This window comes from Mycolicibacterium setense, assembly GCF_000805385.1.
Classification (GTDB): Bacteria; Actinomycetota; Actinomycetes; order Mycobacteriales; family Mycobacteriaceae; genus Mycobacterium; species Mycobacterium setense.
In genome coordinates this window covers 168,034-187,074 of sequence record NZ_JTJW01000006.1, presented here as the reverse complement: position 1 = coordinate 187,074, position 19,041 = coordinate 168,034, and the positions used below count along the sequence as shown (strand labels likewise).

The window sequence follows — 19,041 nt, the reverse complement described above, 5'->3', positions numbered from 1 at the left end:
GCCGTCAGCTTTGCAAGGATCCAATCAAGGAGGCAGCGCCATGAAACTCGGGCTATCCACACCCATCGTGATGCAACACCCCGGCGAGTTCTCCCCGTGGGAGGCCGGCGCCGGCCCCGATGAGCTGGCGTTGGTCGCCGAGGCGGCAGACAAGTTGGGGTTTCACCACCTCACGTGTGCCGAGCACACGGGAATACCAGCCTCGGCCGCAGCAGTGCGCGGGACGGTCTATTGGGATCCTCTGGCCACCTTGTCATTCCTGGCCGCGCGGACTCGACGCATTCGCTTGACCACCGCGGTGGTGGTACTCCCGTACCACCATCCGGTGGCGCTGGCCAAGAGCTATGGGACCCTGGACCGGCTCAGCGGTGGACGCCTCATCCTCGGCGTCGGCGTGGGGTCGCTCACCGAGGAATTCGAGCTGCTCGGTGCCCGGTGGAACGATCGCGGAGCCGCGGCCGACCGCGACATCGCCAAGCTGCGGGACGCGTGGGGGCAGCCGGTGGTCGACGGCTTCGCCATCGAGCCCCACGCGCCCAGGACGGATCTCGCAGTGTGGGTGGGCGGTCGCACCAAACGCTCGCTACGTCGCGCCGTCGAATTCGGCACCGGCTGGATGCCTTTCGGCCTGTCGCCTGACACCATCGCCGAGTTCCTCGGGTCTCGTCAGCTGCCCGCGGATTTCGACATCGTCCTGTCCCCCGGTGCGGCGCTGGACCCGCTCGGCGACCCGGATGCCGCACGCACACGGCTGGGCCGGTTACGCGACGTCGGTGCCACGATCGCCAACTGCTCGGTGCAGGCGAGCAGCGCCGAGCATTTCTGCGATCAACTCGAGGCTCTGCAGTCCATCGGCGAGAGTCTCTGACTCACACGATCTGGTTCGCTCGCAGACCCGCGATCGCGCCTGCGTCATAGCCGATCTCGGCGAGCACCTCGTCGGTGTGCTCGCCGAGCAGCGGGGCCCGATGCCGGATCGTGCCCGGCGTCGCCGACATCCGGAACGGCGTTTCGATGATCGGTACGTCGCGCGATGCGCCGGGGAACGGCACCCGCTGGAGGTAGCCCATGGCCTGCACATGCGGGTCATCGAGCACGTCTTGCGGGGAATGTAGCGGCGCGGCAGGCATTTTCGCCTTCTCCAACAGGTCCATCACTTCGGCCTTGGTCTTGTCGGCACACCAGTCGGCCATGATGTCGTTGAGGACGTCGCCGTTGGCCCAGCGGATGTCGTCGTTGGCGAAGCGCGGATCGTCGAACAGTTCTTCGCGCCCCACCAGCCGGCACCAGCGCTTGAACATGGGCTGTCCGGCGACCTGCAACAGGACCCACTGATCGTCAGCGGTGCGATAGAGGTCGCACGGCGCGACCGAAGCGCCCTTGTTGCCCATCCGGGGCTTGTCGACCTGCAGTAGTTCCCGCTCGATCAGAAAGGCGTTCGACAGCATCAGCGCGGTGGGGAGCAGCGCACCCTCGACGTGCTGGCCCTCCCCGGTCTTGTCGCGGTGATACAACGCCATCATCACACCGATCGTCAACGTCAGCGCCGTCCCGAAATCCGCGTAGGGCACGACGGTTCGGATGGGTTGTTCCGGCAGACCCTGCCGATAGACCGCCCCTGACATCACCTGCCCGGCCCCGTCGAAGCCGATCTTGTCGCTGTAGGGACCACCCTCACCGTAGGCCGTCGCGCTGGCCAGGATGATGTCGGGCTTGACCGCCTTCAGCGTCTGGTAATCCAAACCGCTGGCCCGCATTCCGGCCGCGGGCATGTTGGCGACCACGATGTCGGCGCTCGCCACCAGTCGCCGGGTGATCTCGGCGCCCTCCGCGGTGGTGGAGTCCAACGTCAGCGAGCGCTTGTTGCGGTTGCACTGCAGGAAGGTTCCGCCTTCACCGCCTTCGGTGACGGCCTGAACCCAACGATCCTCCCCGCCTTCGCGCTTCTCCACTCGCAGCACGTCCGCGCCCATGTCGGCCAGGATCGCGCTGCACCAGGGCGCGGCGATGAACCGCCCGTAGTCGAGCACCCGTATCCCGTCGAGAACGCCTGCCATTACGCACCTTTTTCTCTTGGCTACTCCAACACACCCAACCGGTCGAGGTGATCGGTCAACGGCTTGGACGCCGCACACAGATGTTCGGCCATGGCATCGCGAGCCGAATCCCCGTCGCGGGCCCGCAGCGCGGCCAGCACCCGGCGGTGGTCGTGCGTGGACTGTTCGGGCCAGCCCTCGACCGTCGGGTAGACCGATTCCAGTGCGTAACGGGTGATCTGGGACATGAGCTGAGCGAGCTTCGGCGATTCGGCCGCCCGGTTGACGCCACGATGGAAGGCGTGGTTGAGCCGGACCGCGGCCTCATGGTCGTCGCGCGCATACGCCTCTTCCAGCTCCCGCTGGATCCGGTCGAGTTCATCGAGCTGCGCGTCGCTGATCTGGCCGGCGGCCCGCAACGCCAGCTGTCCGCCGATGTGGGCCTGCACACCGGCCACGTCGTCGATGTCCCGGCGGGTGACGGGCAGCACCAGGAACCCGCGCCGGGGCTGTTGGGTCAGCAGCCCCTCGGCTCGCAAGCCGAACAACGCCTCCCGCACCGGCGTCACACTGATACCCAGCTCGGCGGCCAGCTGCTCGAGCCGGATGTAGTTGCCCGCCGGGTAGGTGCCGTCGAAGATCCGCCGCCGGATCAGCCGTGCCACATCCTCGGCCAGCTGCGGCCGTGCCGCGAAATCGGGTATGGACACGGTTCAGACCCGATAGTCGGACAACAGCCGCTTGCTGATGATGTTCTTCTGAATCTCGCTGGTGCCCTCACCGATCAGCAGGAAAGGTGCGTCGCGCATCAGCCGCTCGATCTCGTACTCCTTGGAATAGCCGTAGCCGCCGTGGATTCGGAAGCTCTGCTGGGTGACCTCGGAACAGAACTCACTGGCAAGATACTTCGCCATGCCCGCAGCCACGTCGTTGCGTTCGCCGGAGTCCTTGAGTCGGGCGGCGTTGACCATCATCAGGTGCGCGGCCTCGACTTTTGTTGCCATCTCGGCTAATTGGAAGGCTACCGCCTGGTGTTCGGCGATCGGCTTGCCGAAGGTCTCCCGCTGTTGCGCGTAACGCACCGCCAACTCGAAGGCGCGGATGCCCACCCCACAAGCACGCGCAGACACATTCACCCGACCTACCTCCACCCCGTCCATCATCTGGAAGAAGCCCTGCCCGGTGGCGCCGCCGAGGACATCGTCGGCACTGGCTCGATAGCCGTCGAAGATCAGCTCTGTGGTGTCGATGCCCTTGTATCCGAGCTTGTCCAGCTTCCCGGGAATCGTCAACCCGGGAACGACTTCACCGAAGCCGGTGGGCTTTTCGACCAGGAAAGCGGTCAGGTTGCGGTGCGGCTTGTCGGCCCCTTCGTCGGTGCGGACCAGCGCGGCCACCAGGGTTGAACTGCCGCCGTTGGTGAGCCACATCTTCTGGCCGTCGATCGTGTAGGTGCCGTCGTCGTGCCTCTTGGCCCGGGTCCGGATGGCCGCCACGTCCGAACCCAACTCGGGCTCGGACATCGAGAATGCGCCGCGTGTCTCACCGGTGGCCATGCGCGGCAGGAACTTCTGCTTCTGGGCATCGGTTCCGTGCTGGCGGATCATGTAGGCGACGATGAAGTGGGTGTTGATCACCCCCGACACGCTCATCCAGCCGCGGGCGAGTTCCTCGACGCACAGCGCATAGGTCAGCAGCGATTCGCCGAGCCCGCCGTACTCTTCGGGGATCATCAACCCGAACAGGCCCATCTCTTTCATCTTGTCGACGATGGCCTGCGGGTAGGTGTCGGAGTGCTCCAGCTCCTGGGCGGTGGGGATCACTTCCTTGTCGACGAATTGCCGCACGGTCGTGACGATCTCGGTCTGGAACTCGCTGAGCCCCAACGTCTGCGCGAGTCTGGTCACGGTGCCACCCTCTCGAATACAGCGGCCAGGCCCTGCCCGCCGCCGATGCACATGGTCTCCAGCCCATAGCGGGCCTGACGTTGATCGAGTTCCCGGGCCAGGGTGGCGAGCATCCGTCCGCCGGTCGCCCCGACCGGATGTCCCAGCGAGATACCGGATCCCCGCACGTTGGTGCGTTCGAAGTCGGCCTCGCCGAACTTCCATTCCTTCATCACGGCCAATGCCTGGGCGGCGAACGCCTCGTTGAGCTCGATCAGATCGATTTCGCTGAGTTGCAGGCCTGCCTTGGCCAAGGCGACCTCGGTGGCAGGCACCGGACCGATACCCATGACGTTGGGTGCGACGCCCGCGCATCCCCACGACACCAGCCGGACCAGCGGCCGCAGGCCGAGCTCGGCCGCCTTCTCCGGAGTCGTCACGATGCACATGGACGCGGCGTCGTTCTGGCCGCTGGAGTTGCCCGCGGTCACGGTGGCCTCCGGATCCTGCTTGAGCAGAACGGGTTTGAGCTTGGCCAGCGCCTCGACCGTGGTGTCGGCACGCGGGTGCTCGTCGGTATCGATCACCGTCTCGCCTTTGCGTGAGCGCACGGTCACCGGAATGATCTCCTCAGCCAGGACACCCGACTCCTGGGCCGCCACGGCGCTGCGATGCGAACGCACCGCAAGCTCGTCCTGCTCGGCACGGGTGATGCCGTACTCGCGGCGCAGGTTCTCGGCGGTCTCCAGCATTCCGCCCGGCACCGGATAGAACTGTCCACCGGCCGTGGTACGTCCGCGTGCGAGCCCGTCGTGGATCTGGACGCCGCTGCGAGCGCCGCCCCACCGCATGTCGGTCGAGTAGAACGCGACGTTGCTCATGCTCTCGGCGCCGCCGGCGACCACGAGATCGTTGTCTCCGCTGCGCACCTGAAGGCAGGCCTGGATCACCGCTTGCAATCCGGAACCGCACCGCCGGTCCACCTGCATGCCGGGAACCGTCACCGGCAACCCGGCATCGAGAGCCACCACCCGGCCGATGGCCGGGGCCTCACTGTTCGGATAGCAGTGGCCCAGAACGACATCGTCCACATCTGTGGGCGCCACACCGGTGCGTTCAAACAGCCCCTTGAGTGCGGCGACACCGAGTTCGACGGCGGTCAGCGATTGAAACATGCCGCCATAGCGGCCGATCGGGGTGCGGACCGGTTCGCAGATGACCGCCTCGCGGGAACTCACACTGGTACTCATACGTGCCGACCGCCGGTCACCTCGAGCACCGTGCCGGTCATGTACGACGACAGGTCGCTGGCCAGGAACAGCGCGACCTTGGCCACCTCGTCGGGTTCACCAGCGCGTCCCATCGGGATCTCGGCCAGCTTCTGATCCCAAATACGTTGCGGCATGGCCTCTGTCATCGCCGAGCGGATCAGCCCCGGCTGGATGGCGTTGACCCGCACCCCGAGGTGCGCGAGTTCCTTGGCCGAGGCCTTGGTCATGCCGACGATGCCGGCCTTGGCCGCCGAATAGTTGGTCTGACCGACCAGGCCGACCTTGCCCGAGATCGAGGACATGTTCACGATGGCCCCGCGCTTGTTCTCCCGCATGATCGCCGCAGCCGACTTGGTGCCGTTCCAGGTGCCCTTCAGATGCACCGCGATGACCTGATCGAACTGCTCCTCGGTCATCTTGCGCAGGGTGGCGTCCCGGGTGATCCCGGCGTTGTTGACCATGATGTCCAGCCCGCCGAAGTGCTCGACGGCGGCCTGCACGAGCGCCTCGACCTCAGCCGAGGACGTCACGTCACAACGGACCGCGGTGGCAACCTCGGGACCGCCGAGTTCCTGGGCCGCCGCCTCGGTGGCCTCCAGGTTGACATCGCCGAGCACCACCTGGGCACCCTCGTCGATGAAGCGTCTGGCGATGGCCAGGCCAAGACCTTGGGCACCGCCCGTCACCACTGCAGTCCGACCGCTCAGCAACGACACCTGATCACCTAACTTCCGATCGTGAGGGCTCTGTCCGACCCAGATCATATTTCATATACGATATTGGCAAGCAGTCGCCCCAACGCGGGCCATCCCCACGGATCTCATGCGAAGAAACGGAGCTGCCCTGTGTCCACCACCGCGGCCACCACCGAAGTCAGCGACGAGGACTTCGGAGAGATCCTCGCGCAGACCCGCAGCTTCATCCGCACCGCCGTCGTCCCCCGCGAGAACGAGATCCTGGCCACCGACCAGGTGCCCGACGACCTGCGCCAGCAAGCCAAGGACATGGGGCTGTTCGGTTACGCGATACCCCAGCAGTGGGGCGGCCTCGGGCTGAACCTTGCCCAAGATGTCGAACTGGCAATGGAATTCGGCTACACGTCGCTGGCCCTGCGGTCGATGTTCGGTACCAACAACGGCATCGCCGGGCAGGTGCTGGTGGCGTTCGGAACCGATGAGCAGAAGACCCGGTGGCTGGAAGGCATCGCCTCCGGCGATGTCGTCGCCTCATTCGCGCTGACCGAGCCCGGGGCCGGATCCAACCCGGCCGGCTTGCGCACCAAGGCGGTTCGCATCGGCGGGCAGGAGCGCAGCGACCGGGGAATCAACACCGCGGATGACGCGGGCTGGGTGATCACCGGTCAGAAGCGGTTCATCACCAACGCACCCACCGCAAACCTGTTTGTCGTGTTCGCCCGCACGCGGCCCGCGGACGACGCCGGTCCGGGGATCGCCGTTTTCCTCGTGCCCGCTGACGCCGAGGGTGTTCAGGTCGGGGTCAAAGACGCCAAGATGGGCCAGGAAGGCGCCTGGACCGCCGATGTCGCCTTCGATGACGTACGGGTCCCCGACAGCGCACTGGTCGGCGGCAGCGAAGACGTCGGGTACCGGGCCGCCATGACGTCCCTTGCGCGCGGCCGGGTCCATATCGCGGCACTCGCAGTGGGATCCGCACAACGCGCGCTCGACGAATCGGTCGCCTACGCCGCCTCGGCCACCCAGGGCGGCCAGCCGATCGGCAGCTTCCAGCTGGTGCAGGCCATGCTCGCCGATCAGCAGACCGGCGTACTCGCCGGGCGCGCGCTGGTTCGTGATGCGGCAGCCAAGTGGGTGTCCGGTGAGGACCGTCGCATCGCCCCGTCCGCGGCCAAGCTGTTCTGCACCGAAATGGCAGGCAACGTAGCCGATCTCGCGGTACAGATCCACGGCGGCACCGGCTACATGCGTGAGGTCCCGGTCGAGCGCATCTACCGGGAGGTCCGGCTGCTGCGTCTCTACGAGGGCACCAGCGAGATTCAGCGACTCATTATCGGCGGCGGGTTGGTCAAGGCCGCCCAGCGTCAGCTCTGAACGGCGACGCTACTATCGAACGCATTACAGTGATGTCCACGATATGAGGAGCGCGTATGGCTGACCGGTTGTCCGGCAAGGTTGCATTCATCACCGGAGCAGCGCGCGGTCAGGGCCGCGCACACGCGGTCAAGCTGGCCGACGAGGGCGCCGACATCATCGCCGTCGACATCGCCGGGCCATTGCCATCGTGCGTGCCGTACAACCCGGCCACCCCGGAGGATCTCGACGAGACCGTGCGCCTGGTGGAGAAGACCGGCCGTCGCATCCACGCCGTCGTCGCCGACACCCGTGACCTGGGCGCCCTGACCGCCGCCGTCGATACCGGCGTAGCCGAGTTCGGTGGCCTCGACGTCATCGTGGCCAACGCCGGCGTTTCGGCGCCGCAGGCCTGGAACCAGATCTCTCCCGAAGACTTCCGCGACGTCCTCGACATCAATGTCACCGGAACCTGGAACGCCGTGATGGCCGGCGCCCAGCACATCATCGACGGCGGCAACGGCGGGTCGGTCATCCTGATCAGCTCGGCAGCAGGAATAAGCATGCAGCCCTTCATGATTCACTACACGGCCAGCAAGCACGCGGTAACGGGCATGGCCCGCGCCTTTGCCGCCGAACTCGGGCCCCACTCGATCCGGGTCAACAGCCTGCACCCCGGACCGGTGGCCACCGACATGGGCACGGGCGACATGATCGGTGCGCTGCAACGCGCCGGCGACACCAACCCGCAGCTGGCCCACATGGGCACCCCGATGATGCCGCCGTACATCAGCACCGCCGAGGACATCGCCGACACGGTCTGCTGGCTGGCATCCGACGAATCCAAATGCATTACCGCTTCGGCGATCTCAGTCGATCTCGGGTCCTCGCAGTACTGACTGCGCGATGGACTTCGCCGACAACCTGGCGGCCGGACTGGAGGCCTACGGCGACCGTCCGTTCATCGAGTTCGCCCGAAAGTGGTACACGGGCAATGAGATCACGCGATTCATCGAGCGGGTCTCGGTCGCCTTGACGGATGCCGGCGTCGGACCTGACGAGCCCGTCGGCATCGTGGTGCGCAACCGGGTGGCCCACGCCGCGACCATCCTCGGGTTCATCGCGACACGGCGCCCGGTGGTGATGATCTACTCGTACCAATCCGCGACCGCGATCGCCCGGGACGCCGAAAACCTCGCCCTGCCGGCGATTGTCGCCGACACCGATGACTGGACACCCGAGCTGCACGCCGCGGTGGCATCAGCGGGATCGGCCGGTCTCTCACTGTCGGGCGATCCGCTCGCGGTCGGCGTGACCGCAGCACGGCAACCGGGAAGCAGCCACGACCGTGCACTGGAACAGTCGGGCCTGCACATACTGACCAGTGGCACCACCGGACCCCCCAAGCGAATCCCGGTGGCCACCAACGTGCTCGCTCACACGGTGCTGAGCATGACGATCGGCGCGGGCACCGAGGAGGTGGGCCCCGACACGCCGCCTGCCCTCGTGTACTGGCCGTTCGGCAGCATCGGTGTCTGCCAGCTGCTGGCCGCGCCGTGCTCCGGCAAGCGCATGGTGCTGCTGGAGAAGTTCAGCGTCGACGAGTGGGTCCAGGCGATCAAGACCTACCGGATCACCCGGGCAGGCGTGCAACCGGCGATCCTGCGGATGCTGTTGCAGGCCGACGTCCCTGCGGAGGACCTGGCGTCGCTGGAAGGCCTCTCTGGCGGGTCCGGGCCTCTGGAGCCCGAGTTGCGGGCCGAGTTCGAGGATCGTTACGGGATACCACTGTTGTGGGCCTACGGTGCAACAGAATTCGCCGGGTCCGTATGCAGTTGGACACCCGAGTTGTACAGCCGGTACGGCGCAGCGAAACCCGACAGCGTGGGACGGCCGCTGCCGGGCGTACGCGTCCGCATCGTCGACCCCGACACCGGCGCCCAGACTCCCACCGGCGCCATCGGGCTGCTCGAAGCCCGTGTGGAGGCCATCGGGCCGGATTGGGTGCGCACGACCGACCTGGCGTCCATCGACGACGACGGATTCGTCACCCTGCACGGGCGTGGCGACGGCGCCATCAACCGCGGCGGCTTCAAGATCCTACCGGAAACCGTTCGGCGGGTGTTGATCTCACATCCCAGCGTGCTCGACGCCTGCGTCGTCGGCGTGCCCGACGTCCGCCTCGGCGCCGTTCCGTTCGCCGCGGTCGAGCTGCGCCGGGATGCCGTCACGCCCACCGAAACAGAATTGAAAGATCTGGTGCGGGAGGCGCTTCCGAGCCATCACGTGCCGGTGGCCGTGGCGGTCGTGGACGCGCTTCCCCGCAACGCCGCTCTCAAGGTGCGGCCGGGAGACGTCGCGGCATTATTTTCTCCGGACACTTAGCGGCGTCCCGGTGCCCTGCTCCGATCACGGTGCCAGCAGCTCCTGGAAGTTCGACACCGCCTCGCCATAGCGATTGTTCGAGCCTTCGACGACGGCGGCTTTGAGCACACCGGCGTCGACGTCATCCACTCGGCGCGGCGAGGGGTTGCCGGGCGAGCTCTCGTAGTTGAACGCGATCACGTCGAGGTACACCGGACGTCGAAGATGCTTCCCGTCAAACAAATTCAGCAGCGAGTCGGCCAGCGCCGGGTAGGGAGTGAACTCCGGGTTGTTCAGCCAGTCGGTGATGTCGGCCGCTGAGACGCTGTAGTCCACGCCGATCACGTCCAACCGCTCCAGCATGGTGGGGACGGGCTGAACCTGGAGCTCCACGAGCTGCATCAATGCCGTGCGGCCCTCGACAACCAGACCGGGCAATTGACGGATGAGCCTGACTGCCTTGTCGAACCACACCACGTCGCGCCGGCGCCGGAGCAGTGGCGTGTCCCACGGCGGGTCCGGGCTGGGTTTACGGAACGGAGGCGCTACCACCACCCGGTACTTGTCGATGATTCGGCGCAGGCAGTTACTGAGTATGCCGATGTCGTCCGGATGGATTCCGTCGAACCAGCCCAGCGCGCTGAACGTCGTACTCGTGGTGGCCGTCGTCCCTTCGCCGGTAACGGTCACGGTGACCGGGGTCTCGTAACGTTCCCCGCCCCGCGACGTCAGCCCGAGTTCGAACACCAGCGGGTCGATCGTGTATTCCAGTTCGAAGGTGACGTCCCCGACGGGAACATCGATCTTTCCGCCCGTGCCGCTCACGGGTATACCGCCGACAGTCCAGGCCGCGGTGGGCGGTGCTGCGCCGGGCTCACCGCCGCCGCCGAAACCGGCCGTTCGCAATCCGAATTGGGTAGTCGTCGCCGTCGCGAAGCTGCCCTCCCGAATGATGTCGCCGCACGGCGTAGTGCCCTCCCGCAGCTCGCCCACGACTCCGACCATGTCGTCGGAGTGGTATCCGGGCACGATCTCGACGGCGCGACCGGCCCCGACCGTGACAGCCAGATCCACCCAATCGCCGTTCGGGCCCACCGCGTCGACGCGCACCACCAGCGACGTCGTCGCCACCGCGAGATCGCGATCCATCGATACCGATGGAATACAACCGCGGTACCACGCGCACACGCCCACATTTGGCTGGTCAACCAGGGAGTGAACCACCACGCCTTCACGCGCCACGTCCGGACCCACCGGATCCATCCCGGCATCCCACCCGTCCCGTATCCGGTATTCCACGTACACCCGCCCGGTGCCGTTGGCCGGCTCGCCCGGCGGTTGGAGAATCAGCGCACAGTTACCGGAGGACGCGGATGCGGGCACGATATTCGCGGTGACGGTGGCGCCGGGCTGCGGGAAGGGACGCTCGATGACGCGCCCGGCCAGCGCCCCGGGCATCTTCAGGTGCAGATTCGCCCGCGACAGGTGCGGACCCATCGAGAACGCCGCGGCATTCGGCCAGTTGGCGATGTTGGGCCCGACGAACGTCGGGTTGGCCGAGTACGTCGGCCCGGCACCCAACCAGCGACTGCCGAACGAGGCCGAGGACATCAGGTCGTACGGCGATCCGTACTCGGGTCCGACGATGATCGTGGCATCGTTCGGATCCCAGTCCGTGCCGTTGTTGTCGAGCCCGAAGGTGTGGTCGAAACCCAGCACGTGGCCCACCTCGTGACACATGAAGGTGTGGTCGCTGCTCATCACAGGCAGGACAGCGACCGGTAGACCGGCGACGCCCGTGGTACCGCCGTCGAATCCACTGTTCGCGGGGTAGGTGATGACGACCAGGCCCTCCAGGCCGGCGAGCGGGTCCGGATCGGGGAATGCCGCGCGCAGCGCGTTGACGGCCGCGGTGGCCTGCGTGTCCCGGCTGGTGTCGGCACCCAGCACGATGTCGACCCACGGAAACATCGACGAATCCAGAAAGTCCAGATATCCGCGGGTGGTGTTCTGCCAGTACCTGAAGATGGAGTGCTCGCCGGTCATGAACATGGCCAGGCAGGCGGCATCGGGAATGTAGGGCTTACTGGTGTCGTGTCGTGCCCGGATGATGCCGAGTCGGACATTCTTGGCCATGGCGGTGTCCTGTCCTGTGGATGGGAAATCCAGCAGGATTCAGCATGGCCGGGTACCCGGAGCGGGGCGCGAGTAGCCGACTACTCGATTCGTATAACGCCACATGAACCAGCCGTTGTGGCGCAACGAATCCGACCGGCTCAACCCGATGCCACTGGAGTCCTGCCCAACGTCCGGGCCAAGAACTTGACCTGGTCCTGTGCGGCGGTGTCGAACCAGTCATGGCCGGGCCAGACGTCGAAGTGGTCGCACGGGTAGTGATGGACCTGAGCCCTGGCCTGCACCGCCGTCTTCGTCACCGAGTTGGCAGGCACGAACCGGTCGAAGTCGGCAACCTGGATCAGCACAGGACATTTCAGCGCCTTGGCCGCGGCCCCGGTGCGGATCTGCACGAGCTCCATCCCGATGGCCGAATCGACTTCGTTGCGCCACGTCGGCCCGGCGATGGCGCGGTAACTGTCGTAGGCGCCGTCGAGTGCCAGCGCACCGGACTCCCCCGCTTTGGCCGCCAGCGGCATCAACGTCGGCGCCCGGCCCGCTGCCACCGCCACCCGACTCTTCACGCCCGCCAGTGTCCAGCGCAGTGCCGATGCGACATCACGGTGCGCCACCGCCGCGCGGCTGGCAGCCAGCCCGCTCGTCAGCGGGGTCATGCCGATCACCGCCGCCACATCGGCGCACTGTGCGGCCACCCGCAGGACATGGCTGCCGGAGAACGACGATCCCCACAGCACCACCCGGCTGCGATCCACTCCGGGCAGTTGTTGGGCGGCTACGACAGCCGCGCCGTAGTCCGCCATCTGGCGCTCGACCGAAACACTTTGCCGCGGTTGCCCTTCGGAAGCTCCGAAACCGCGGTAGTCGAACGCCAGCACGTCCAGGCCCGCCGCACTGAACCGCTCCGCGAACGGCTGCAGTCCGGAGTCCTTGGTGCCGCCGAACCCGTGGGCCATCACCACCACAGGTCGCCCCGCGGGCCCGGTGAATTCCTCACCTGTGGCGCCGAAATGCCAAGCGCTACACCGGTCGCCCGCTGAATAGAACGTGAGCTCGGTGTAGGTCACACTGTCACCCCCGCGACAGCGCCGACGCGATCGGCGGCTCGTTTGGCCCCGGCGGGCAACTCCCGCGTGCGGATGTCGTGCTCGTAATAGAAGTAGTCCACCTGCTGGGTGTGCCGTGGCCGGTCGGTGCAATGTCCGCCGTGAAGTTCCTGATCGGCGTCGATCACCCGCTCCATCTCCGGCACCGGCGGTAGGGCGTAGCGCCCGACCGCATAGGCGGCCAACAACCGCGACTGACATTCCACGAACGGGAACAGCGTCGGGATCGCCTGCGCGAAACCCATGAACACCAGATCGTCCATCCCGGGTTTGAACATCCGCTTGTAGAGGCGGATGTGGTTGCCGGGGGCGCTGACCAGATCGCGATCGAAGAACGGGAAGGTGATGTTGTAGCCCGTGGCGTAGACGATCGCATCGAAGACGTCGCTGGTCCCGTCCTCGAAATGCACGGTGTCACCGTCCAGCCGGGACACGTTGGGCTTGGGAACGACGTCGCCCGAGCCCAGCCGCAGTGGCAATTCCACGGACTGCGTCGGATGCGCCTCGAACAGTTTGTGATTCGGTGCGGGCAACCCGTACATCGTCGGATCGGTACCGAGCATGGGCCCGATCAGCTGGACCATCTTGCGCTGCCACGACAGCGGTAGATACGGATTGGTGCGGAAGTACTTGTCACCCGGTTGTCCCGCAATGTATTTCGGCACGATCCAGGCGCTCGATCGGGTGGACAGCGTCACGCGGTTCTGCAGCGACCTGGACGACAACTCCACGGTGATGTCGGCGGCGCTGTTGCCGATGCCCACCACCAGAATCCGCTTGCCGGTCAGCTCCAGCGGTTCCTTGGGATCGACGTAGTGGTGCGAATGGATCTCCTCACCGGTGAACGTCCCGGGGAAATCGGGCAGCCGCGGGTCCCAGTGGTGCCCGTTGGCGACGACGAGCAGATCGAACTCCCGGCGGGCGCCGGCCTGATCCTCGATCTCCCAACCACCGCCGTCGACCCGGGCCGCGTGCACCACGCCGTTGTTGAACTCGATGTGCTCCGACAACCCGAAGGCATTCGCGTAGGCGTCCAAGTAGGCCTTGATGTCGGAATGGTGCGGGAACGACGGGAAATGTTCGGGGACCGGAAAGTCCTTGAACGACAACCGATGCTTACTGGTGTCGATGTGCAAGGAGCGATAGGCGCTGCTGTGTCCGTTCGGATTGCCGAAGGCCCAGTTTCCGCCGATGCGGTCCGAGGTCTCGAACGTCGTGTACGGCACCCGGTAGTCCTTGAGCATCTTGCCGGCGGTGAGCCCGCTGATGCCCGCGCCGATGATGGCGGTCCGCGGCAGTGAATGCTGCAATCCAGTGCTCCCTCACGTTGTGATGCAGAACACTAACAGCGGGCTTTGACGGCCGTCAATGAATTCTGACAACTGTCAGAAACCGCGAGCAGTCCCCGGCAAGCGGGAGAACGGGAGAAATCGTCAGGCGATGAAGCGCACGATCGACTCGGCCACAGCGGCCGGCTTGTCGGAACCTTCGATCTCGACGGTCACCGTCATGGTCGCCTGCACCGCGCCGTCGAGTTGGGCGACATCGGCAATCGCGGCACGTGCCCGCACCTTGGAGCCCACGCGGACGGGAGTGATGAATCGAACCTTGTTGTAGCCGTAATTGATCGCCATCGCGATGTTGTCGACGCGGTAGAGCTGATGGGTGAAATGCGGCAGCAGCGACAGGGTCAGCAGACCATGGGCAATGGTGCCGCCGAAGGGGCCGCCGGCCGCCTTCTCCGGATCGACGTGAATCCACTGGTGGTCGTCGGTGGCATCGGCGAACAGGTTCACCCGGTCCTGGGTGATCTCCATCCATTCGGTCGGGCCCAGCTCGGTGCCCTTTGCCGCCACGAACTCGTCAAGACCGTCGAAGACTTTCACGCTCACTCCTCTCGAACCGTGGTCAGAAGACTACGGTCTGATTCCCGAACCGGATTACGCGGTCCTCACAGTGCCACAGCACCGCTCGGGACAACACCAGCCTCTCCACGTCCGCGCCCAGCCGCGCCAGATCGCCGACCGAGTGGCGGTGGTCCACTCGCACCACGTCCTGCTCGATGATCGGCCCCTCATCGAGATCCCCGGTCACGTAATGCGCTGTCGCACCGACCAACTTCACCCCGCGCTCCTTGGCCCGGCGGTACGGCGCCGCCCCGATGAACGCGGGCAGGAACGAATGATGGATGTTGATCAGCGGACAGCCCACGGCATCGAGAAACTCCGGCGTGAGGATCTGCATGTACCGGGCCAGCACCACCAGATCGACGTTGCCGCGCAACAACTCCAAGAGCCGTTGCTCGGCCTCGGCCCGGTTCTCCCGGGTGGCCGGAACGTAGAGGAACGGCACACCGAACGCGCGCACCTGATCGGCAAGGTCGGGATGGTTCGAGATGACCATGACCACCGACATGTCGAGCTCACCGCGCCGGTTGCGCCACAACAGATCCAGCAGGCAATGGTCCTCCCGGGAGGCCATCAATGCCACGCGTTTGGGTTTGGCGGCCTCCGTGAGACGGAAGTCCATCTCGAACGGCCCGGCCACCTGCTGCCGGAAATCGCGCTCCAGATCGTCGCGGACGGCGGCCAGGCCCGGCAGGTGGAAGATCGTGCGCTGGATGAACGTGCCGCCGGACTGTTCCGTGGAGTGCTGATCCAGCGAAACGATGTTGGCACCGACCCCGGTGAGAAACCCGCTGATCGCCGCCACCAGGCCCGGCCGGTCCGCACAGCGCAGCAGCAGCCGGCCCATATCGCGGACCGGCAGGCCCGCTGCTTTCGGATACTCCTGAGTCATCACCACAAGAATCTCATCCGGCCGGGATGGCCGAGCCACAACCCGCCAATGCAACACCCGCGCGAAAGCGCCGGGCCCGCCTGAAGTCGATCGCCATTCACCGCGGCATGCTATCGCCGGTGGGCTGGCTGAGTGCCTCCGCAGCAAAAGGCTGTCCCGCCTCCCAGCGCTCACCCATTCGGCGTCGGCGTCAATTCGAATTTTTTGCCATACCGGACCCTGAGGCGGATATACACGCATAAACGGCCATTTCTGAATTTGCCAAAATTGCATGTACCCGTGAGTAAATCGGAGTGACCCCGATGCAATTCAACACACCGCTGGACAAGATTTCTCGGCTCGCTGGAATTCCACTGCGAGGCGGCGCAATACTCATCACACGTATTCGCACAACCGTGCTACACAACAAAATCAGCCGTCCAGTTGGAAGGCACGGCTGACCGACGAAATGGATTGCAGATGACCGCTCCCCAACTCGATGCCACAGGCCGCCGCTGCATGACATTGGACGAAAGCCCAAGCTGGTGGGACCCCGACAGCGAGTGCACGATCGTCGTGGCCAAACCGTCCGCCGAGCGTGAGCTGTGGAACGAATATGTCCGCGGAGCCCAGTCCAATTACCGCAAACACGGTGTGGAGTGCGCGCTGGATCCGAAAACCTTGCGAACGGGCGAGGATACGGCGCTGTTCAGTGTCGGCATCAACAGCGCCGGCCGCGTCGTCGGCGGTCTGCGGGCCAAGGGCCCGCATCGGACAGTCGAGGACAGTCACGCGCTCATCGAATGGAACGGACAGCCCGCACTCGACTCGGTACGCAAGATGATCGCCGACCGTCTGCCGTTCGGAGTGGTCGAGATGAAGACCGCGTGGGTCTGCGACGACCCGCAACAGAGCCGCGCACTCACCGATACGCTGGCGCGTATGCCGCTGCATGCGATGACACTGTTGGACATTCAGTTTGCCATGGCCACGGCGGCGGCCTATGTGCTCAAACGTTGGTTGTCCTCGGGCGGCGTCCTCGCGGCGAAAATTCCGGCAACCCCCTATCCGGACGAGCGTTACCAGACGAAGATGATGTGGTGGGACAGCAGAACATTCGCCAACCACGCAGATCCGGGCCAACTGTCGCGTTACTTCGCCGAGGCGCAACGAATCGGCTCGCACACGGTCGCACCCGGCTTCGACGTCGGTGCCGGGATCGCGGCGGGACGATGAGCGCCAGAAACATTCAGGCAAGCATCGAGAATTCCGAATTGGGCGAGCTCGACCACCCCGATCAGCATCGCGCCATCTTCATCAATGACGAATTCACCCTCGGCGAGCTCCGGCGGGACCCGCGCATCAGCGTCATCGATGAATGTGGCGAGCAGCAGGCCGCGCTGCGCGGGCTGGTTCCCGCCGTCGGAGAGGAAATGCTCGACGAGCCGACCCGATGGGCTTACTACCCGTGGCGTCGGTGTCTGGTCCATATTCTGGGGCCGTCGGCCTTCAACCGACTACGCCTGGACCGCAACCGCAATCTCGTCAGCGCCGACGAACAGCGGCGACTGTCGCGACTGAGGATCGGTGTCATCGGGCTCAGCGTCGGCCACGCCATCGCCCACAACCTCGCCATCGAAGGCCTGTGCGGCGAGATCCGCCTCACCGACTTCGACGAACTCGAATTGGCGAACCTCAACCGGGTTCCCGGAACCGTTTTCGACCTGGGACTGAACAAGACGGTGGTCGCCGCACGCCGAATTGCCGAGATCGATCCGTACATCAGGGTTGACATCGATCGCAACGGTGCGGCGCCCGAGTCCATCGAGGCGTTCCTGGACGGGCTTGACATCGTCGTCGAGGAGTGCGACTCACTGGACGCGAAAGTTCTTGTCCGCGAAGCGGCCCGGGGCCGCCGGCTGCCGGTGTTGATGACCACCGGCGACCGTGGGCTGCTCGACGTCGAGCGGTTCGACCTGGAACCTGCGCGGCCGATCTTGCATGGTCTCCTCGGCGATGTCAGCGCGCGCGATCTGGCCGGGCTCAGCAGCAAGGACAAGGTGCCACATGTCCTGCGCATTCTCGACGCCGCCCAGCTCTCACCGCGGATGGCGGCCTCACTGGTGGAGGTCGGGAAGACCCTGAGCACCTGGCCCCAACTGGCCTCCGAGGTCGTACTCGGGGCGACCGTCGTCGCCAATGCCGTGCGGCGCATCGGGCTGGGTGAGCCGATGCCGTCGGGGCGGATCCGCGTCGATGTCGCCGACGCGCTGGACCGCATCGGCGATCCGCTCGTCATCGCGCCGGCGCCGGAACCCGCACCCGTCCCGGCAGACATCCAGGCCGCACCGGGCGGGCTGGCGGACATCCTGACCGACGCGGCCACTCGCGCACCCTCGGGCGGCAACGTCCAGCCGTGGCACATCGAGACGAGCGACGATCGGATCACCCTTCGGTTGGCGACGAAATACACCACGGCCATGGACGTCGGGTACCGCGGCAGCGCGGTGGCGCTGGGCGCCGCGGCGTTCAACGCACGGGTGGCCGCCGCCGCGCACGGCCTCACCGGCCACATCGAGTGGTCCCGCGGAGATGAGGGAACGCCGCTGTACGGGGTCGGGGAGTTCTCCCCCGGCAGTGCGCCGGAACTGGCCGCGCTCTACGAACCGATGCTGGCCCGGGAGACCAACCGACTCCGCGGCACCTCGGCTCCGATACCCACCGACGTACTCGACGGTCTGCGGGCATCCGCCCGCAACGAGGGCGCCGATCTGAGGATCCTGCGCGATCGGGCAGAGATCGAGGCTGCCGCAGGCATACTCGCCGAGGCGGACCGGATCCGCTATCTGACCCCGAACCTGCACCGGGAGATGATGTCGGAACTGCGCTGGCCCGGAGATCCGGAACCCGATACCGGTATCGATGTGACGACGCTCGGGCTGCCGCCGGCGGACATGGTGATTCTCGACATCCTGCGCCGGCCCGAGGTGATGGCCAAGCTGGCGGACTGGGACGCGGGCACGGCACTCGGTGAGGACACATACGACCGCGTCACCTCGAGCTCGGCACTGGCGGTCGTCTCGATTCGGGGCCGCCGGCTGACCGACTACGCCAAGGCCGGATCGGCTGTCGAGGCGGTCTGGGTCGACGCGCAGCGCCGCGGACTCGCCGTGCAACCCGTATCGCCGGTGTTCCTCTACGCCCACGATGACCGGGACCGCGACGAACTCTCGCCCGGGCATGCCGACGCGCTACGCGACCTGCAGTACGCTTTTCGCAGGTTGACCACCACCGAGCGCGACGAATCACAGGCGCTGGTGCTCCGGTTGTCCTACGCGCCGCGTCCGGCCGTACGCAGCCGGCGCCGAGCCAGAACGGGTTCGACGCCACAGTACGGCTGAGTCACGTGCTGAGGTATA

At 66.1% G+C, this 19,041-nt stretch carries 16 protein-coding genes; 6 read left to right on the top strand and 10 right to left on the bottom strand.

Translation table 11 applies throughout. The features are described 5' to 3' along the window. Positions 1–40: 40 nt before the first annotated feature. Entirely contained in the window at positions 41–868 is an 828-nt protein-coding gene (locus QQ25_RS11555; RefSeq protein WP_039318052.1) for a TIGR03619 family F420-dependent LLM class oxidoreductase, read from the top strand. A 1-nt stretch (position 869) separates the two neighbouring features. Here QQ25_RS11555 and QQ25_RS11550 read toward each other — a convergent pair whose 3' ends face one another. Genes QQ25_RS11550 through fabG form a run of 5 tightly spaced genes read right to left on the bottom strand, consistent with a single transcriptional unit; the run spans position 870 to position 5,957 of the window. Further along, entirely contained in the window at positions 870–2,057 is a 1,188-nt protein-coding gene (locus QQ25_RS11550) for a CaiB/BaiF CoA transferase family protein (RefSeq protein ID WP_039318049.1), read from the bottom strand. Between the two features lie 20 nt (positions 2,058–2,077). Beyond that, positions 2,078–2,746 (bottom strand): GntR family transcriptional regulator, encoded by a 669-nt coding sequence (locus tag QQ25_RS11545; RefSeq protein ID WP_039318046.1) that lies wholly within the window; start codon positions 2,744–2,746, stop codon positions 2,078–2,080. A gap of 3 nt (positions 2,747–2,749) precedes the next feature. Next, positions 2,750–3,943 (bottom strand): acyl-CoA dehydrogenase family protein, encoded by a 1,194-nt coding sequence (locus QQ25_RS11540; RefSeq protein WP_039318043.1) that lies wholly within the window; start codon positions 3,941–3,943, stop codon positions 2,750–2,752. Continuing rightward, complete coding sequence (locus tag QQ25_RS11535) at positions 3,940–5,172, bottom strand: acetyl-CoA C-acetyltransferase (RefSeq protein WP_039378835.1); 1,233 nt, start codon at positions 5,170–5,172, stop codon at positions 3,940–3,942. The genes QQ25_RS11540 and QQ25_RS11535 overlap by 4 nt, the downstream gene beginning before the upstream one ends. Then, a complete protein-coding gene (gene fabG / locus QQ25_RS11530; RefSeq protein ID WP_052235782.1) occupies positions 5,169–5,957 on the bottom strand; it encodes a 3-oxoacyl-ACP reductase FabG in 789 nt (262 codons plus the stop codon). The genes QQ25_RS11535 and fabG overlap by 4 nt, the downstream gene beginning before the upstream one ends. An 81-nt stretch (positions 5,958–6,038) precedes the next feature. Between fabG and QQ25_RS11525 the strand changes: the two genes are divergently transcribed. Genes QQ25_RS11525 through QQ25_RS11515 form a run of 3 tightly spaced genes read left to right on the top strand, consistent with a single transcriptional unit; the run spans position 6,039 to position 9,626 of the window. Further along, on the top strand, positions 6,039–7,262 hold the full coding sequence (locus tag QQ25_RS11525; RefSeq protein WP_039378834.1) for an acyl-CoA dehydrogenase family protein: 1,224 nt from the start codon (positions 6,039–6,041) through the stop codon (positions 7,260–7,262). A 56-nt stretch (positions 7,263–7,318) separates the two neighbouring features. After that, on the top strand, positions 7,319–8,140 hold the full coding sequence (locus QQ25_RS11520; protein ID WP_039378832.1) for a mycofactocin-coupled SDR family oxidoreductase: 822 nt from the start codon (positions 7,319–7,321) through the stop codon (positions 8,138–8,140). A 7-nt stretch (positions 8,141–8,147) separates the two neighbouring features. Then, a complete protein-coding gene (locus QQ25_RS11515) occupies positions 8,148–9,626 on the top strand; it encodes a class I adenylate-forming enzyme family protein (RefSeq protein ID WP_052235781.1) in 1,479 nt (492 codons plus the stop codon). Between the two features lie 24 nt (positions 9,627–9,650). On the opposite strand, the gene QQ25_RS30590 is transcribed toward QQ25_RS11515, so the two are convergent. The 5 genes from QQ25_RS30590 to purU form a co-directional block, all read right to left on the bottom strand. Next, a complete protein-coding gene (locus QQ25_RS30590; RefSeq protein WP_052235780.1) occupies positions 9,651–11,741 on the bottom strand; it encodes a hypothetical protein in 2,091 nt (696 codons plus the stop codon). Positions 11,742–11,881: 140 nt separating this feature from the next. Next, the gene (locus QQ25_RS11505) at positions 11,882–12,805 is read right to left on the bottom strand and encodes an alpha/beta hydrolase (RefSeq protein ID WP_039378830.1); all 924 of its coding nucleotides are present in this window, start codon (positions 12,803–12,805) and stop codon (positions 11,882–11,884) included. Next, the gene (locus QQ25_RS11500; RefSeq protein WP_039378829.1) at positions 12,802–14,154 is read right to left on the bottom strand and encodes a flavin-containing monooxygenase; all 1,353 of its coding nucleotides are present in this window, start codon (positions 14,152–14,154) and stop codon (positions 12,802–12,804) included. The genes QQ25_RS11505 and QQ25_RS11500 overlap by 4 nt, the downstream gene beginning before the upstream one ends. 123 nt (positions 14,155–14,277) lie before the next feature. Continuing rightward, positions 14,278–14,730 carry a MaoC family dehydratase gene (locus QQ25_RS11495; RefSeq protein ID WP_039318606.1) on the bottom strand — a complete coding sequence of 151 codons (453 nt, stop codon included), beginning with the start codon at positions 14,728–14,730 and terminating at the stop codon, positions 14,278–14,280. A gap of 22 nt (positions 14,731–14,752) precedes the next feature. After that, complete coding sequence (gene purU / locus QQ25_RS11490; protein ID WP_039318604.1) at positions 14,753–15,643, bottom strand: formyltetrahydrofolate deformylase; 891 nt, start codon at positions 15,641–15,643, stop codon at positions 14,753–14,755. 459 nt (positions 15,644–16,102) lie between these two features. Here purU and QQ25_RS11485 point away from each other — a divergent pair, with 459 nt between their 5' ends. Next, positions 16,103–16,858, top strand: a complete 756-nt coding sequence (locus QQ25_RS11485) for a hypothetical protein (protein WP_039378828.1) — start codon at positions 16,103–16,105, stop codon at positions 16,856–16,858. Further along, positions 16,855–19,023 (top strand): Rv1355c family protein, encoded by a 2,169-nt coding sequence (locus QQ25_RS11480; RefSeq protein ID WP_039378827.1) that lies wholly within the window; start codon positions 16,855–16,857, stop codon positions 19,021–19,023. Before QQ25_RS11485 ends, QQ25_RS11480 begins: the two co-directional genes overlap by 4 nt. Positions 19,024–19,041 lie beyond the last annotated feature (18 nt).